Below are 14,254 nucleotides of genomic sequence, written 5' to 3' on the forward strand. Positions count from 1 at the left end.
TTCGGGAGGGAGGGGGGCCGGGCGTCAGCCGCGCAGGGCGCCGGCGCCGTCGGTCACGTAGCTGTGGGTGACCAGTGCGCCGAGCGTCACGGGACCGCGTACGTGCAGACGGCCGGTGGCGATGGCGATCTCGGTGCCCAGACCGAGGGTCGGGCCGTCGTGCAGCCGCAGTGAGCCGTTGACCACCACCATCGCGGCGTCGGCGCGGCGGCGGAAGGCGTCGATGACGTGCCGGTCCCGGGCGATGACGCCCTCGGTGTGCCCGGAGCCGTGGCGGCGGACGTGGTCCAGTGCGGCGTTCTCGTCGTCGACCGGCACGACGGCGACGACCGGGTCGAGGAACTCCCGGCCCAGATCGTGCGCGGCGAGCGGTTCGGTCTTGAGCGCGGAGGGGACGAGAGCGTCCAGTTCGGGGGCCGTGTGCAGGGTCAGGTCGGTCTCACGGCCCGCCAGCCCGCGCGCCAGGGCCTCCAGGTAGTCCCGGGCGACGGCGCGGTCGAGCAGCAGTGTCTCCACGGAGGTGCAGCCGGCCGGCTCGGGCAGCTTGCTGTCCAGCGTGGCGCGCACGGCGAGGTCCAGGTCGGCGCTGCGGTGGACATAGAGGTGGTTGACGCCGCCGCCGCTCGCGATCAACGGGATGGCACTGGTGCGGCAGTACTCCACGAGCGCGGGACTGCCGCGTGGGATGAGCACGTCCACCTGGTCGGGCCGCTTCAGCAGGGCCCGCAGCAGCCGGCGCTGCGGGTCGTCCAGCACCGTGACGAGGCCCACGGGCAGTCCCGCTCGGGTGAGCGCGGCGTGCGCGGCCCGTTCGAGGGCGGCGTTGGTGGCTGCCGTCTCCTTGCCGCCGCGCAGCAGCACGGCGTTCCCGACGGCGACCGGGAGCAGGGCGCCGTCCACGGTGACGGTGGGCCGCGCCTCGTAGACCATCAGGACGACACCGAGTGGCCGCGGGACGCGGTGGATGTGCCGCGCCGCGCCGGAGACGGGCACCTCGGTCTCGCGCACCGTCCGCAGTTCGTCCCGGGTCATCGCGGTGAGCTCGACCATCCGGTCCCGGTGGAGGTCGGTCAGGCGCAGCCGCTCCACCAGCGTGGGCGGCATGCCGAGCCGCTGGGCCGCGGCGACGTCCGCCGCGTTGGCCCTGGCGATCTGCGGCCAGCGGGAGACGAGTTCCTCGCCGAGGAGACGGCAGTACTGGTCGTAGGCGGGGTCACCCACGGGCGGGGCCGCGTCGAACGCCGCGCGGGCCCGGCTCAGGAGGCCGTCAGACATGCTGTTCCTCCGTGCTGGTGAGGAAGGATCCGAGGTGGTCCAGGAGAAGGGGCAGCCGCTCGCCGTCGAAGGCGGTGAAGTGGTCGCCGGGCAGCGGCCGCACGGTCAGGTTCGTGGCCACCTCGCGCCAGACCGCCAGGTGTTCGTCGTTCTCCTCGTCCTCGCACGGCATCAGCAGGGTGGGGCAGTCGTGGCGGGCCTCGGCCCGGTAGGAGACGACGGCGTCCAGGTGCGCTTCGGCGGTCGCGGCGACCCGGCCGGCGGGGACGCCGCTGTCGTCGGCGGCGAGGGAGGCGTGGACCCGCTCGCGCCACCGCCGTGCGGCCGCCGGGTCCCGGTCGATGCGGGCGGCGGGGCTGTCGACCATCACGACCCTGGGCCGCCGCCCCTCCTCGGCCAGTCGGGCGGCCAGCTCCCAGGCGACGACGCCGCCGAGTGACCAGCCGAACAACAGCTGTGGGGGCTCGGGGAGTTCCGGCAGCAGGGACCAGTAGCGGTCCGTCATGGCGGTGACGCTGCGGTCCGGCTCCTCCCCCGGCGCCAGCCCGAACCCGCGCAAGGCGTGTACCGGGCCGTACCGGCGCAGGGCGAACCCGACGCCCGTGTAGGCCCCGACGCCACCGCCTGCGGCGTGGACGAGGACGCTGCACGTCCCGGGCCGGGGCCGGCCCATCGGCATGAGCACCGGTTGGGCGACGTCCGCGCGGCTCATGGTGTGCGTCCGCGGCGCGGGCAACCGATCATCGATGATCTTTCCTTCCGCACTCATTGGCATTGACGAGAAGCGACTTCCGCACCTCCCACCTTTCAAACGAATTCCGTTGCCTCCCCATAGAGGACTCTTATCGCCCGCGGTCGCGGACGTTATAAAGGCAGGCCGGCAGGCGGAATGCGGCACTCTTATCGGCGCCATACGAGGCATTTATGGTCTCGGAAACGAACTCGAATCAACGAATCCCAGCCGGGTAATCGGCGCTCGACGCCACGACCGCCGACAAGGGCCGGCCGTCGTCTCCCAGCTATTCCGCCGAATGCAGAGGGACCCCGCATGACACTGATGCTCGACCAGCCGGTCGGCACGAACCGCTTCCGTGCCTTCGGTCCGCGGCAGATCGACGACGTCGTCCGGCGCTACGGACTCTCCCCGGAACTACGGGACGGCATCGCCCTGCTGGCGCACGTCCTGCCGTTCCGCGTCAACGAGTACGTGCTCGACGAGCTGATCGACTGGACGGACCCGGCCCAGGACCCGCTCTTCCGCCTGGTCTTCCCCCAGCGTGGCATGCTTCCGGAAGAGGACGAGCGCTCACTGGAGTCGCTCGTGCGCTCCGGGGCGACCAAGCGCGAGATGGCCGCCGAAGTCACACGGATACGCGCCGGACTCAACCCCCATCCGTCCGGGCAGCGCGAGTACAACGTGCCGGTGCACGAGGGCGAACGACTGGCCGGCCTGCAGCACAAGTACCGCGAGACGGTGCTGTACTTCCCCACGCAGGGACAGTCCTGCCACTCCTTCTGCACCTACTGCTTCCGGTGGGCGCAGTTCGTGGGCGACCCGGCCCTGCGCTTCGCCACCCCCGGCCCGGACCGGCTCGTCCGCTACCTGCACGATCACCCCGAGGTCAGCGACGTCCTGGTGACGGGGGGTGACCCGATGGTGATGAGCACCGACCGCCTCACCGGGCACCTGGGGCCCCTGCTCGGCGTGGAGAGCGTCAACACCGTCCGTATCGGCACCAAGTCACTGGCCTACTGGCCGCAGCGCTTCGTGAGCGACGCGGACGCCGACCCGCTGCTGCGGCTCTTCGAGCGAATTGCGGCCGCGGGCAAGCAGGTCGCCGTCATGGCCCACTTCACGCACCCACGTGAGCTGCGCACCGCCCGGGTGGCCGAGGCCGTGCGGCGGATCCGGGCCACGGGAGCCGTGGTCTACTGCCAGGCTCCGATGGTCGCGCACATCAACGACGACGCGGAGACCTGGGCCTCCATGTGGAAGTCCGAACTGGCGCTCGGCGCTGTCCCGTACTACATGTTCGTCGAACGCGACACCGGCCCCTACGACTACTTCAAGGTGCCGCTGGCCCGCGCGATGGAGATCTTCCACACCGCCTATCGCACCCTGCCGGGACTCGCCCGCACCGTGCGTGGCCCGGTGATGTCCACGACGCCCGGCAAGGTCGTGGTGGACGGCGTCGAGACCGTCGGCGCGGACCGGTACTTCCAGCTGCGGCTGGCCCAGGCCCGCAACCCCGCCCTGGTCGGCCGCCCGTTCCGGGCGCACTACGACCCCAGCGCCACCTGGCTCGGCGACCTGGAGATCGCGGCGGACACGCCGCAGGACATCCGGGAGGCGCTGCGGCCGTGAACGCCTCGATGTCCCCCAACCTCGCCCTCAACGAAGAGGTCGCGCGGCTACGGGCCGAGGGCCGGTCCGTCGTCCACCTCGGCTTCGGCGAGTCCCGGTTGCCCGCCTTCGCCCCCCTGGTGGAGCAACTGCGCGTCGGCGCCCACCGCAACGCCTACGGGCCCGTGGCCGGAGCGCCCGACGCCCTCGCCTCGCTCGCCGGCTACTTCGAACGCCGTGGCCTGCCCACCGGCCCGCGGGACGTCCTGCTCGGCCCCGGCAGCAAGCCCCTGCTCATGGCACTGAACGTGGTGCTGCCCGGGGACGTGCTCCTGCCGCGTCCCAGCTGGAACTCCTACGAGCCGCAGGCCCGCATGGCCGGGAAGAACGTGTACGGCGTCCCGATCCCCGCATGCTGTGGTGGCATCCCCGACCCGGACGTCCTGCCGGAGACCATCGAGCGCGCCCGCCGCACGGGGGGCGACCCGCGCATCGTCGTGCTCACGCTCCCCGACAACCCGACCGGCACGCTCGCCACCGCCGGGCTGATCGAGCGGGTGTGCCGGATCGCCGAGGCGGAGGACCTGGTCGTCGTCTCGGACGAGATCTACCGCGACGTCATGCACCGGCCCGACGCCCCCTTCCTCAGCCCCGCCGAAGTGGCCCCCGACCGCACCGTGGTGACCACGGGGCTGTCCAAGTCCCTGGCGCTCGGCGGCTGGCGCATCGGCGGCCTGCGGGTGCCTCCCGGCGCCCCGGGACGCGAACTGCGCGACCGACTGGTCGCCGTGGCCAGCGACATGTGGTCCACGCTGGCGGGCCCCATGCAGCAGGTCGCCGCATACGCCTTCGGCGACCCGCCCGAGATCAGGCAGCGGCTGGCGGCGAGCGCACGACTGCACGGAGCCGTGGCCCGTGCCGTGCACGCCGCGGCGGTCGCCGCCGGCGCCACCTGCCGGCCGCCCACCGGAGCGTTCTACGTCTACCCCGACTTCGAGCCGCGGCGCGAGGCGCTGGCGCAGCGAGGGGTGGACGGATCGGCGGCGCTGGCCCGGCACCTGCTGGACGAGTACGGCCTGGCCGTCCTCGCGGGCCACCACCTCGGAGACGATCCCGGCGCGCTGCGCTTCAAAGCCGCCACCAGCATGCTCTACGGCGACACCGACGAGGAGCAGGAGGCCGCCCTCGCGGCCCCCGACCCGCTTGCCCTGCCGCACGTCGCCGACGTCCTCGTCCGCGTCGCAGAAGGCTTCGCCAAACTCGGCGCCTGACCACCCGGGAGACAACATGGAGACACCCGACGTCCGCGCGGTCGTCACCGGCATCACCGCCGAGGTCCTCGGCGTCGACCAGGCCGACCTGTACAGCACCACCGCGCTGACCCAACTGCCCACGTTCAGCTCCTTCCGCATCGTGGAGATCGTCGAGCGGGTCGAGGAGGAACTCGACACCGAGGTCGAGGCGAGCGAACTCACCCCGGACAACCTCAGCCGCCTGGACACGCTCATCGCCCTCTTCGAGCGGACCCTGCGCGCAGGGGTGCCGGGATGACCGTCACCGACCTCCCCCGCACGGCGTGGCAACCCGCCGACCTCGAACGTGCCGTGTCCGAGGTCGAGCGGGAGGCCGCCCGACACGCCGAGGCCTGCGACCGCGAGGCGCGCTTCCCCGCCGAGGCGCTTCAGGCCATGCGCCGCACCGGCCTGCTCGGGCTCCTGGTGCCCGCCGAGGACGGCGGCCCCGGCGGCGGCACGGCCGACCTGCTGGCCGTGTGCGGCCGTCTCTCCCGCACCTGCATGTCCGTCGGCATGATCTTCGCCATGCACTGCCAGCAGGTCGCCGCCGTCGTCCGGGACGGCGGCGCCCTCCGGGAGCGGCTGCTGCCCCGCATCGTCCGCGGCGAGCTCTACCTGGCCTCGGTGACCACCGAGGCCGCCACCGGCGGACACCTGCTCTCCTCCGGGTCCTCGCTGACGGCCGGCGACGACTCCACCGTCCGTGTGGACCGCTTCGCCCCCGTGGTGACCGGAGGCAGCCACGCCGACGGATTCCTCATCACCGCCCTGGCGCCCGACGCCACGTCCCCGTCCCAGCTGTCGCTGGTCTACGCCGACCGCGATCAACTCGCCGTCACGGCAAGGGGGGACTGGAACCCGATGGGCATGCGCGCGACCCACAGCGCGCCCCTGCACCTGGCCGGCGAGATTCCCCGTGACCAGGTCATCGGTGAGCACGGGGCGTTCCGGGACATCGCGGTACGCACCTTCGCGCCACTGGCGCATCTCGGCTGGGCGGCGTGCTGGCAGGGCGCCGCCGACGGCGCGCTGCAGCGCGTCGTGACCCTGCTGCGGGCCGAGCGGCGCCGCTACGACCTGGACTCGCCGCTGCTGCTCACCCGCCTCTCGCGGGTCCGCCAACGCCTGGACACCGTGCACGCGTTGATCACACACACCGCATCGGTCCTCGCCTCGGCCGAGGACACCACGAGTGCGCCCGTGCAGCTCCTCGTCAACGCGGTGAAACTGACCGCGTCCGAGCTGTGCCCGGCGGCCGCCGACGAGCTGACGGACCTGATGGGCATGCGGCACGGCTACCTGCGCGACTCGCCGACCGGCCTCGAGCGGACGCTGCGCGACCTGCGGTCCGCCCCGCTGAACTACAGCAACGACCGGCTGCACGCGGCGGACGGCGTGCTGGCCCTGATGGACCGGGAGGTCCGCCATGTCTGACTCGCTGTTCGACCTGTTCGCCGAAAGCGCACGGCGGCACCCGGACCGGCCCGCCCTGAGCGTGGCCGGCGTGACCCTCACCTACCGGGAGCTGGCCCGGGCCGCCGAACGCCTCGCCGCCCACCTCGGCCCGGTCCCGCCGGGAGCGCGCGTCGGACTGCTGGCCTCCCGCTCCCCCCTGGCGTACGCCGGATATCTGGCCGTCCTGCGCACCGGGGCGACCGTGGTCCCGCTGAACCCGGTCTTCCCCGCGCCGCGCAACGCCGCGATCGCCGCCCGGGCCGGTCTGCGAACCGTGCTCACCGACACCACGCTGCGGGACCTGATGCGCGAGAGCGCGGTCCCGCTCGCCCTGGCGACGGCGGACGGCACGCCGTCGGGGCACCGCGCTGCGCCGGCGTCGGGCTGGACCGCGGCCGGGCCGGATGACGCGGCAGCGTCACCGTCCGCCGGCGAGGCCCCCGCGTACATCCTCTTCACATCGGGCTCCACGGGTGTTCCCAAGGGCCTGCCCATCGCGCACGGCAACGTGCTCCCCTATATCGCCCACCAGGTGGAGCGTTACGAGGTCACTCCGGACGACCGGCTGAGCCAGACCTTCGACCTGACCTTCGACCCGTCCGTGTTCGACATGTTCGTCACCTGGGCCGGCGGCGCCACCCTGGTCGTACCGCAGCGGGCGGACCTCGCCGACCCGGCCGCCTTCGCCCGGGCGAACCGGCTCACGCACTGGTTCTCCGTGCCGTCGGTGGTCTCGCTGGCCGCACGCATGCGCAGGCTGCCGGCCGGGTGCCTCCCGGACCTGCGATGGGGGCTGTTCGCGGGAGAGCAGCTGACCCTCAAGCAGGCGGCCGCCTGGCACCGGGCGGCGCCGCGGGCGGTCATCGAGAACCTGTACGGCCCCACCGAACTCACCGTCACCTGCACCGCCCACCGGCTGCCGGCCGACCCGGCCGACTGGCCCGAGACCCGCAACGCCTCCGTCCCGATCGGCCACCGCCTGCCGCACCTGGAGCACGTCGTCCTCGACGAGACGGGCAGGCCCGCGGCCGAGGGCGAGCTGTGCGTACGCGGCGTGCAGCGCTTCGCCGGATACCTGGACCCGGCGAACAACGCCGGCCGCTTCCTCGACTGGGAGCCCGGCGCCGTCGCCCGCATCCACGACACGCACGACGCCCCGGCGGCGCGGCTGTGGTACCGCACCGGCGACCGGGTCGTGGAGGAGGACGGGGTGCTGACCCACCTCGGCCGGCTGGACGCCCAGGTCCAGGTCCACGGCTACCGCGTGGAACTGGGCGAGGTCGAGGCGGCCCTCGGCAGCCACCCCGGCGTCGAGGACGCCGCCGTCCTCTTCGACGGCACCGATCTCAAGGCCCTCTACGTGGGCGCCTCGGTGCCGATGGCCGAACTGGCCGGATGGGTGGCGGGCCGGCTGCCGGCCTACATGGTCCCGGGCCGGTTCCTGCGGATCGACCGCTTCCCGCTCAACGACAACGGCAAGCTCGACCGCAAGAAGCTGGAGACGCTGGCATGCTGAGGAACGACCACGACGCACTCTGGCACAACTCCCTCACGCCGCGGACCGTCCAGGACGGCGGCTTCGACGACACCGCCGTCGTGCAGGGCAAGGGCTGCCGCCTGCAGGACGCCACCGGCACCTGGTACCTGGACGCGCGGGCGGCGATGTGGAACACGACCCTCGGCTACAGCTGCGAGCGGATCGTGGACGCCGTCACCGAGCAGCTCCGCCGGCTGCCGGTGGCCCAGATCATCCGCTACCACGAGCCGGCCGACGTCTGCCTGCGCTATGCCCGCCGACTGGTCGCCGAACTGCCCGACCCCCTCAACCATGTGCGCTTCGGCAGCACCGGCTCCCAGATGACCAGCGCCGCGGTGCTCATGTCGCGCTTCGTGCGCAAGGTCCGCGGCGAGACGCAGCGCGTCAAGGTCCTCGCCTTCACCAACGGCTACCACGGCACCGGGGGGCTGGCCGGCGCGCTCACCGGCGAGCGGCAGATGCACGCGCTGCAGGCCCCGCTCGCCCCGGAGGTGCACCACGTCCGGCCCTGGGACCTGGACGCCCTCGAACGGGCCGTGGAGCGGCGCGGACCGGAGAACATCACCGCCGTGATCATGGAGCCGATCATGGGCACCGACGTCCTGCCCGCCCCCGAAGGAGCCCTCGCCCGGATCCGGGAACTGTGCGACCGGCACGGCATCCACCTCATCGCCGACGAGGTCACCACGGGGTTCGGCCGGACGGGTGCGATGTCGGTCATGGCCTCGCACGAAGTCCTGCCCGACATGCTGGTGCTGGGCAAGGGCATCACCTCCGGCTACTTCCCGCTGGCCGCGCTGGTCTGCTCGGACGCCGTCTTCGACGAGGCCGTCTCCCGTCCGGAGTACGTCTTCCCGCACGGCTGCACCGCCGACGGTCACCCCGCCGCCATGGCCGCCGGGCTGGCCGTCCTGGAGGAACTGGCCGACGGCACGCTGCTGGAGCGGGTGCGGACCACCGGGGCGCAGATCCGCCGGCGACTGCGCGCGGCGGCCGAGGAGATCCCGCTGATCCACGATGTGCGCGGCGAAGGGTTGATGATCGGCGTCGAGCTGCGCCGGGAGTCGGGCCGTCCGGGTGAGAGCGAGATGGCCCGGGTGCGCAACGCCTGCAAGGCCGCCGGTCTGCTGCTGACCAGCACCAACAACACGCTCGTGCTGATGCCCCCGCTCGTGCTGGGCGAGGAGGAGGCCGACGAGCTCGTGGAGCGGTTGACGACCGCCTTGCGCACCGTCACCGGGTACGGCTCGTGACCGGGCGTCACGTCGTCGCGGTCGTCGACGGCTTCGCTTCGGCCGCCCGGCTGGTGAAGGCGTTCGGCGCCGCCGGGCACGACTGCGTGCGGGTGCAGAGCACCGTCGACATACCCGCCCACTACCGCAGTGACCTGGATCTCGGCCCGTACGTCGACAACCTCGTCCACACCGGCGACGTCGCGGCGACCGCCACGCTGCTGGCCGAGTACCGGCCGACCGCGGTGATCGCCGGAGCCGAGCAGGGCGTCGAACTCGCCGACGCCCTGTGCGAGGCCACCGGCCTGCCGGGCAACGGCACCGCGCTCAGTCACGCCCGGCGCACCAAGGATGTGCAGACGCGGACCGTGGCGGCGGCCGGCCTGCCCACGGCACGTCAGCTGACGGTCGAGAACGCCGCGCAACTGCAAGCGTGGCACGCGCGGCTGGGCGGGCGGGTCGTGGTCAAACCGGTCCGCAGCGCACGCAATGACGGGGTGAGCGTCTGCGACAGCCCGGCCGAGTCCGTCGCCGCCTACGAGCGGGTCAGCGGCGCCGTCAACGCCTTCGACCTGCGCAACGAGGGGGTGGTGGCGCAGGAGTACCTGTCCGGCACGGAGTTCGTGGTCAACACCGTCAGCCGGGACGGCCGCCATCGCGTCACCGACACCTGGCGCTACCAGAAGATCAACGTCAACGGCGTCCGGGACCGGATCAACGGAATCCTTTCGCTGCCGCCGTCGGACCCGCGCTGGAGCCGGCTGCGGGAGTACGCCTTCTCGGTGCTCGACGCCCTCGGCATCGCCCACGGGCCCGCTCATCTCGAGATCATCATGACCTCCGACGGCCCTCGCCTGGTGGAGCTCGGCGCCCGCCTGTGCGGTGCGGACGTCGCCCGGTACGCCGTCCTCGTCACCGGTGAGTCGCAGATCGACCGCACGGTACAGGCGTACACGGACCCGGATGCCTTCCTCGCCGACGCCGACTCCCCCTACCGCAGGGACGGTCACGCCGCGATGGCGTTCCTCGCCTCCCCAATGGAGGGCCGCCTCGTGTCGTACCCGCTGCTCGGCGAGGTGGAACGACTCGACAGCTACCAGGGCATGGCCCTGCGGGTCACCCCCGGACAGCAGCTGTGCCGCACGGTCGACGACAGCAGCGAGCCCCTTGTGATCGGTCTGGCGCACGCCGACGCCGCAACGGTGGAGAAGGACTTCCAGACCGTCTGCTACCTCGACGGGTACGGCTTCTACGAAGTGGAGCGAGAACACCATGGGTGACCCACGCGCGATCGCCCTCGTCGATCCCCACGGCGCCGTCGACAAGGTGGGCAGGGCGTTCCGCGAGGCCGGGCTCGACTGCGTCCGCGTCCGGTCCACACCACAGGTCCCGCCCTCCTATGGACCGACCTCGGTCAGCGCATCGCACCCGGCGAACGCCTGGTGCGCGCGATCGACGACGAGAGCGAACCGGTCGCGGTGGGCCTGATCCACCCGTGCCGCTCCGTCCTCCTGCAGGATTTCGCCACAGTCTGCCATCTGGACGGCTTCGGCTTTCACGACGTCGAACCGGGGCACTGAGACAGTCCCACCGCCGTTCCCGGACCGCCCGTCCGGGAACGGCGCCGAGCGGTACCGGCGAACCCACACCTAGGGAGCATCGTGGCCGAAAGCTGGCGCAGGGACTTCAACTTCGTCTGGGCGGGCGAGACCGTCTCGCTCGTCGGAACTCAGGTGTACCAGCTGGCCATGCCACTGACCGCGGTGCTCACCCTCGACGCCGACCCCGCACAGATGGGGCTGCTGGGCGCGCTGACGTTCGCCCCGTACGTCGTCCTCGGCCTGCCGGCCGGCATCCTGGTCGACCGGCGGCAGCGGCGCGGCGTGCTGATCCTCTCCAGCCTGGGGCAGGCGCTGTCGATCGGCGCCATCCCCCTGCTGGCGGCGCTGGACCTGCTGACGTTCGGCCGCCTGCTGACACTGGCCTGTCTGGCCGGAACCGCGCGGGTGTTCTTCACCATCGCCTACCGTTCGTACCTGCCGGCGATCGTGCCGCCGGAACACCTGACCGGCGCCAACTCCCGCCTCACGGCGAGCGAGTCGCTGGCGGAGATCGGGGGGCCGGGGCTGGGCGGCGTGCTGGTGCAGCTCATCGGGGCGCCGTTCGCCCTGCTCGCCGACGCGCTCTCGTACCTGGCCTCCGCGCTGGGAGTGTCAGCGGTACGCAAGCACGAGAAGGCCGTCCGCGTCGATCCCGCGCCGTTACGGTCCCAGGTGTCCGAGGGGTTCCGCTTCACCTTCTCCAGCCCCTACCTGCGGGCCACCCTCGGTGAGGCCGCCAGCTACAACCTGTTCTGGCAGATCGTCCTGACGATACTCACCCTGTTCGCGGTGAAGGAACTGGACATGAGTCCTGGGACGTTGGGGCTGATGCTGTCCATCGGCGCCGTGGGTGCACTGCTCGGAGCGGCGTTCACCGCCCGTCTCGCCCAGCGGGTGGGTCTGGGCCGCACCCTGGTGGTCGCCGCGGTGATCGGCGACCTGGCCCCGCTGCTGCTGCCGGTCACGCACCGCGGCACGTGGGCGGCTCCTCTCTTCGCCCTCACCTTCTTCGTGCAGGGCTTCGGCATCACCGCGTGCAACGTGCACACCGTGACGATCCGCCAGAGGGTCACCCCGGAGCGGCTCCTGGGGCGCACCAACGCCGCCTACCTCTTCGTCGCCCTGGGTATGAAACCGGTCGGCTCGCTGCTCGGGGGCTGGCTCGGCACCCATCTGGGGCTGCGCGGGGCGCTGGTGGTGGGGACGGTGGGGCTGCTGAGCACCAGTCTCTTCCTGATCCTGTCCCCGCTGCGCAAGGTCCGCAGCCTGGACAGGCTCCGCCCCGAGCCCCCCGAGGAGGTCCGGGCGACCACTCCGGCGAGCACGCCCTGAGCGGGCCGCGGTCCGGCGGCCGCCCCGGGCCCGGCCGTCTCAGGCCACATCCACCCGCAGGGCTTGGCCCGCCTCGTCCAGTGCGGCACGGCAGGTGGCCGCGTCGGCGCCCAGGGCGATCGCGTAGGCCACCCGGCCGTCCATCAGTCCGCGAGGCGGGGGCGACTTGACCTCCCCCGCCGCCGCCAGGGGGCCGCAGCGCACCACCTGCTCCGGCAGCATCGACTTCTCGAAGCGGACGTCCGCGATGACGGAGTCCTCCTTGGGCGGGTAGTAGAAGCGAATGGCGGCGACCCGGCGGTGTCCGGTGGCCGCCCGCAGCCTGGGCGGTCTGCCGCACGCGACGTCGGCGGCGGCGAGCCCGAGGTCCGGGCCACCGCCCATGAGGTGCAGCAGGGGGATCATGCCTCCTCCGATCCGGGCGTTCACCTCGATGACCTTCGGCCCGGACGGTGCCAGCCTGATCTCCGTGTGGGTCACACCGTCGGTGAAGCCCAGCGCGGCGTGCGTGCGCACGATCACTTCCGCCAGTGTCCCGTCGGACCACAACGGGTCGTCCGGGTCGACGACGTGCCCGGTCTCCTCGAAGTAGGGCTCGAAGCCGACCTCTTTGCGGGCCAGGCAGACCGGGGTCACCGTGCCGCGGTGGACGACGCTGTCGACGCTGATCTCCGGACCTCGGACGAACTCCTCGACCAGGATGTTCCGTTCGTGCGCCGGAAGGTCGGGCGCCAACTCGCCGCTCGCTTCCGTGAACTCGACGGCCTGAAGCAGACCGGCGGGAGAGTCGGCCCGCACCACACCGAAACTCCCGGCGAGGGCCCGCGGCTTGACGACGACCGGGTAGCCGATGTCCCCGGCCACCGCGAGGGCCTCCTCGCGCCCGGGGACGAGCACCGAGCGCGGCTGGGGCACCCGGCCGGCGTCGAGGGCCGCACGGGTGCGGTACTTGTCCCGGCAGCGCTCGACGCACCGCCGGTCCCCTCCCGGCAGTCCGAGGGCGGAGGCCACCTGCGCGGTCTGCTCGATCCAGGTCTCGTCCCAGCAGATGACGCCGTCCAGCGCCTGTTCGGCGTCCACCGCCCGGGCGATCCGCACGAGTCCGTCGACGTCTGACAGGTCGGCCACCACGGTGTGGCCGACCGTGTACGCCAGTTCCCACGTGGGGGGTTCGGTCGCCACCAGGTGGACGCGGAACTCGCGGCTTATCGACTGCAGCAGGTACTCGCGGTAGGCGCGGAGACCAGGCGTGATCACGAGCAGATGTCCCGTCGTCATGGGCATCGGATACCCGTGCGCGCGTCGTCCACCGTACTCCCGCGGGCTACTCGTCCCGCTCCGCGACGAAGATGCAGAACGGGTGGCCCTCGGGGTCCCGGTAGACACGGAAGCGCTCCTCGTCGTCGGGATCCGGCCGGTCCCGGTTGCTGAGCAGGCTGCCGCCGAGGCCGAGCACGCGCTCGTGCTGGTTGCGCAGTTCCTCCAACGAGGCGACGCTCAGATCCAGGTGCATCTGCTGGGGCACCGGGCCGTCGGGCCAGTCCGGTTCGCGCAGGCACTCCACCTGTTGGAAGGCGAGCTGCGGTCCACCGCCGGGATTGCGCAGGACGAGCCAGTCCCTGCCGTGCTCGTCAGGCTGACCGGCCGGCGGCGGCTCGTCCCCCTCCGCGTACTCGAGCGCCAGCAGGGACCGGTAGAACTCGGCGAGTTTGCGGGCGTCGGTGCTGTCCAGCACGGTCTGCACCAGCCGGATGCGGCTTGCGTCGTCGGTCATGGACTCCAGGTGCCCGGCCTGGCCCTGCCCGAACGAGCCACTCGGGGGAACTTCCGCCGAAGAACACCGCTCGACGGACACGGCGTCCACGCCGACGTGCGCCCGAACGGGGCGTGGGATCGCGGGCCGCTCGGTGGTGCGCCAGGCTCTCGTGGACCATGTCGCGACGCTCGCCCGGGCCAAGGGCGCGACCCCCGGCCAGGTGGCCCTCGCCTGGCTCCTCGCCCAGCACCCGTCGATCGTGCCGATCCCCGGAACGCGGCGCCTGTCCCGCGTCGAGGAGAACACCGGCGCCACTCGGCTCCCGCTCTCCGCCGACGAACTGGCCGACCTCGACGCACTGGCCGACCGGACAGGCGTGCGGGGCGACCGGTACAACGAGCACCACATGTCCCTGGTCGACACGTAG

The 14,254-nt window shown here is 72.4% G+C and carries 14 protein-coding genes; 10 read left to right on the forward strand and 4 right to left on the reverse strand.

Annotation, left to right across the window (positions count from 1 at the left end; all coding sequences use genetic code 11):
* Window positions 1-24 precede the first annotated feature (24 nt).
* Complete coding sequence (locus ACFY0F_RS26910; RefSeq protein WP_388799333.1) at window positions 25-1,275, reverse strand: glutamate-5-semialdehyde dehydrogenase; 1,251 nt, start codon at window positions 1,273-1,275, stop codon at window positions 25-27.
* A complete protein-coding gene (locus tag ACFY0F_RS26915; protein WP_388799336.1) occupies window positions 1,268-1,987 on the reverse strand; it encodes a thioesterase domain-containing protein in 720 nt (239 codons plus the stop codon). Before ACFY0F_RS26915 ends, ACFY0F_RS26910 begins: the two co-directional genes overlap by 8 nt.
* A gap of 336 nt (window positions 1,988-2,323) precedes the next feature.
* Between ACFY0F_RS26915 and ACFY0F_RS26920 the strand changes: the two genes are divergently transcribed.
* The 9 genes from ACFY0F_RS26920 (at window position 2,324) to ACFY0F_RS26960 (ending at window position 12,071) form a co-directional block, all read left to right on the forward strand.
* A complete protein-coding gene (locus tag ACFY0F_RS26920; protein WP_388799339.1) occupies window positions 2,324-3,640 on the forward strand; it encodes a KamA family radical SAM protein in 1,317 nt (438 codons plus the stop codon).
* 8 nt (window positions 3,641-3,648) lie between these two features.
* On the forward strand, window positions 3,649-4,890 hold the full coding sequence (locus ACFY0F_RS26925; protein ID WP_388799819.1) for a pyridoxal phosphate-dependent aminotransferase: 1,242 nt from the start codon (window positions 3,649-3,651) through the stop codon (window positions 4,888-4,890).
* 16 nt (window positions 4,891-4,906) lie between these two features.
* A complete protein-coding gene (locus ACFY0F_RS26930) occupies window positions 4,907-5,170 on the forward strand; it encodes a phosphopantetheine-binding protein (protein WP_388799341.1) in 264 nt (87 codons plus the stop codon).
* Entirely contained in the window at window positions 5,167-6,348 is a 1,182-nt protein-coding gene (locus ACFY0F_RS26935) for an acyl-CoA dehydrogenase family protein (protein ID WP_388799344.1), read from the forward strand. The genes ACFY0F_RS26930 and ACFY0F_RS26935 overlap by 4 nt, the downstream gene beginning before the upstream one ends.
* Window positions 6,341-7,885 (forward strand): amino acid adenylation domain-containing protein, encoded by a 1,545-nt coding sequence (locus ACFY0F_RS26940; RefSeq protein ID WP_388799347.1) that lies wholly within the window; start codon window positions 6,341-6,343, stop codon window positions 7,883-7,885. The genes ACFY0F_RS26935 and ACFY0F_RS26940 overlap by 8 nt, the downstream gene beginning before the upstream one ends.
* On the forward strand, window positions 7,879-9,159 hold the full coding sequence (locus tag ACFY0F_RS26945; protein ID WP_388799350.1) for an aspartate aminotransferase family protein: 1,281 nt from the start codon (window positions 7,879-7,881) through the stop codon (window positions 9,157-9,159). Before ACFY0F_RS26940 ends, ACFY0F_RS26945 begins: the two co-directional genes overlap by 7 nt.
* The gene (locus ACFY0F_RS26950; protein WP_388799353.1) at window positions 9,156-10,418 is read left to right on the forward strand and encodes an ATP-grasp domain-containing protein; all 1,263 of its coding nucleotides are present in this window, start codon (window positions 9,156-9,158) and stop codon (window positions 10,416-10,418) included. The genes ACFY0F_RS26945 and ACFY0F_RS26950 overlap by 4 nt, the downstream gene beginning before the upstream one ends.
* Window positions 10,419-10,580: 162 nt before the next feature.
* Window positions 10,581-10,718: a hypothetical protein gene (locus ACFY0F_RS26955; RefSeq protein ID WP_388799356.1), complete on the forward strand. Its 138-nt coding sequence runs from the start codon at window positions 10,581-10,583 to the stop codon at window positions 10,716-10,718.
* Between the two features lie 81 nt (window positions 10,719-10,799).
* A complete protein-coding gene (locus ACFY0F_RS26960; protein WP_388799359.1) occupies window positions 10,800-12,071 on the forward strand; it encodes an MFS transporter in 1,272 nt (423 codons plus the stop codon).
* Between the two features lie 39 nt (window positions 12,072-12,110).
* On the opposite strand, the gene ACFY0F_RS26965 is transcribed toward ACFY0F_RS26960, so the two are convergent.
* On the reverse strand, window positions 12,111-13,349 hold the full coding sequence (locus ACFY0F_RS26965) for an acetyl-CoA carboxylase biotin carboxylase subunit family protein (RefSeq protein ID WP_388799362.1): 1,239 nt from the start codon (window positions 13,347-13,349) through the stop codon (window positions 12,111-12,113).
* Between the two features lie 46 nt (window positions 13,350-13,395).
* On the reverse strand, window positions 13,396-13,845 hold the full coding sequence (locus ACFY0F_RS26970; protein WP_388799365.1) for a VOC family protein: 450 nt from the start codon (window positions 13,843-13,845) through the stop codon (window positions 13,396-13,398).
* Here ACFY0F_RS26970 and ACFY0F_RS26975 point away from each other — a divergent pair.
* Window positions 13,844-14,254: an aldo/keto reductase gene (locus ACFY0F_RS26975; protein ID WP_388799368.1), complete on the forward strand. Its 411-nt coding sequence runs from the start codon at window positions 13,844-13,846 to the stop codon at window positions 14,252-14,254. The genes ACFY0F_RS26970 and ACFY0F_RS26975 overlap by 2 nt on opposite strands.

The organism is Streptomyces sp. NPDC001544, assembly GCF_042894285.1.
Classification (GTDB): domain Bacteria; phylum Actinomycetota; class Actinomycetes; order Streptomycetales; family Streptomycetaceae; genus Streptomyces.

Excerpts from the sequence above, each read along its gene's own strand:
- ACFY0F_RS26910 (WP_388799333.1), bottom strand. The coding sequence starts at position 1,275 with ATGTCTGACGGCCTCCTGAGCCGGGCCCGCGCGGCGTTCGACGCGGCC.
- ACFY0F_RS26915 (WP_388799336.1), bottom strand. The coding sequence starts at position 1,987 with ATGAGCCGCGCGGACGTCGCCCAACCGGTGCTCATGCCGATGGGCCGG.
- ACFY0F_RS26920 (WP_388799339.1), top strand. The coding sequence starts at position 2,324 with ATGACACTGATGCTCGACCAGCCGGTCGGCACGAACCGCTTCCGTGCC.
- ACFY0F_RS26925 (WP_388799819.1), top strand. The coding sequence starts at position 3,649 with ATGTCCCCCAACCTCGCCCTCAACGAAGAGGTCGCGCGGCTACGGGCC.
- ACFY0F_RS26930 (WP_388799341.1), top strand. The coding sequence starts at position 4,907 with ATGGAGACACCCGACGTCCGCGCGGTCGTCACCGGCATCACCGCCGAG.
- ACFY0F_RS26935 (WP_388799344.1), top strand. The coding sequence starts at position 5,167 with ATGACCGTCACCGACCTCCCCCGCACGGCGTGGCAACCCGCCGACCTC.
- ACFY0F_RS26940 (WP_388799347.1), top strand. The coding sequence starts at position 6,341 with ATGTCTGACTCGCTGTTCGACCTGTTCGCCGAAAGCGCACGGCGGCAC.
- ACFY0F_RS26945 (WP_388799350.1), top strand. The coding sequence starts at position 7,879 with ATGCTGAGGAACGACCACGACGCACTCTGGCACAACTCCCTCACGCCG.
- ACFY0F_RS26965 (WP_388799362.1), bottom strand. The coding sequence starts at position 13,349 with ATGACGACGGGACATCTGCTCGTGATCACGCCTGGTCTCCGCGCCTAC.
- ACFY0F_RS26975 (WP_388799368.1), top strand. The coding sequence starts at position 13,844 with ATGGACTCCAGGTGCCCGGCCTGGCCCTGCCCGAACGAGCCACTCGGG.
- ACFY0F_RS26970 (WP_388799365.1), bottom strand. The coding sequence starts at position 13,845 with ATGACCGACGACGCAAGCCGCATCCGGCTGGTGCAGACCGTGCTGGAC.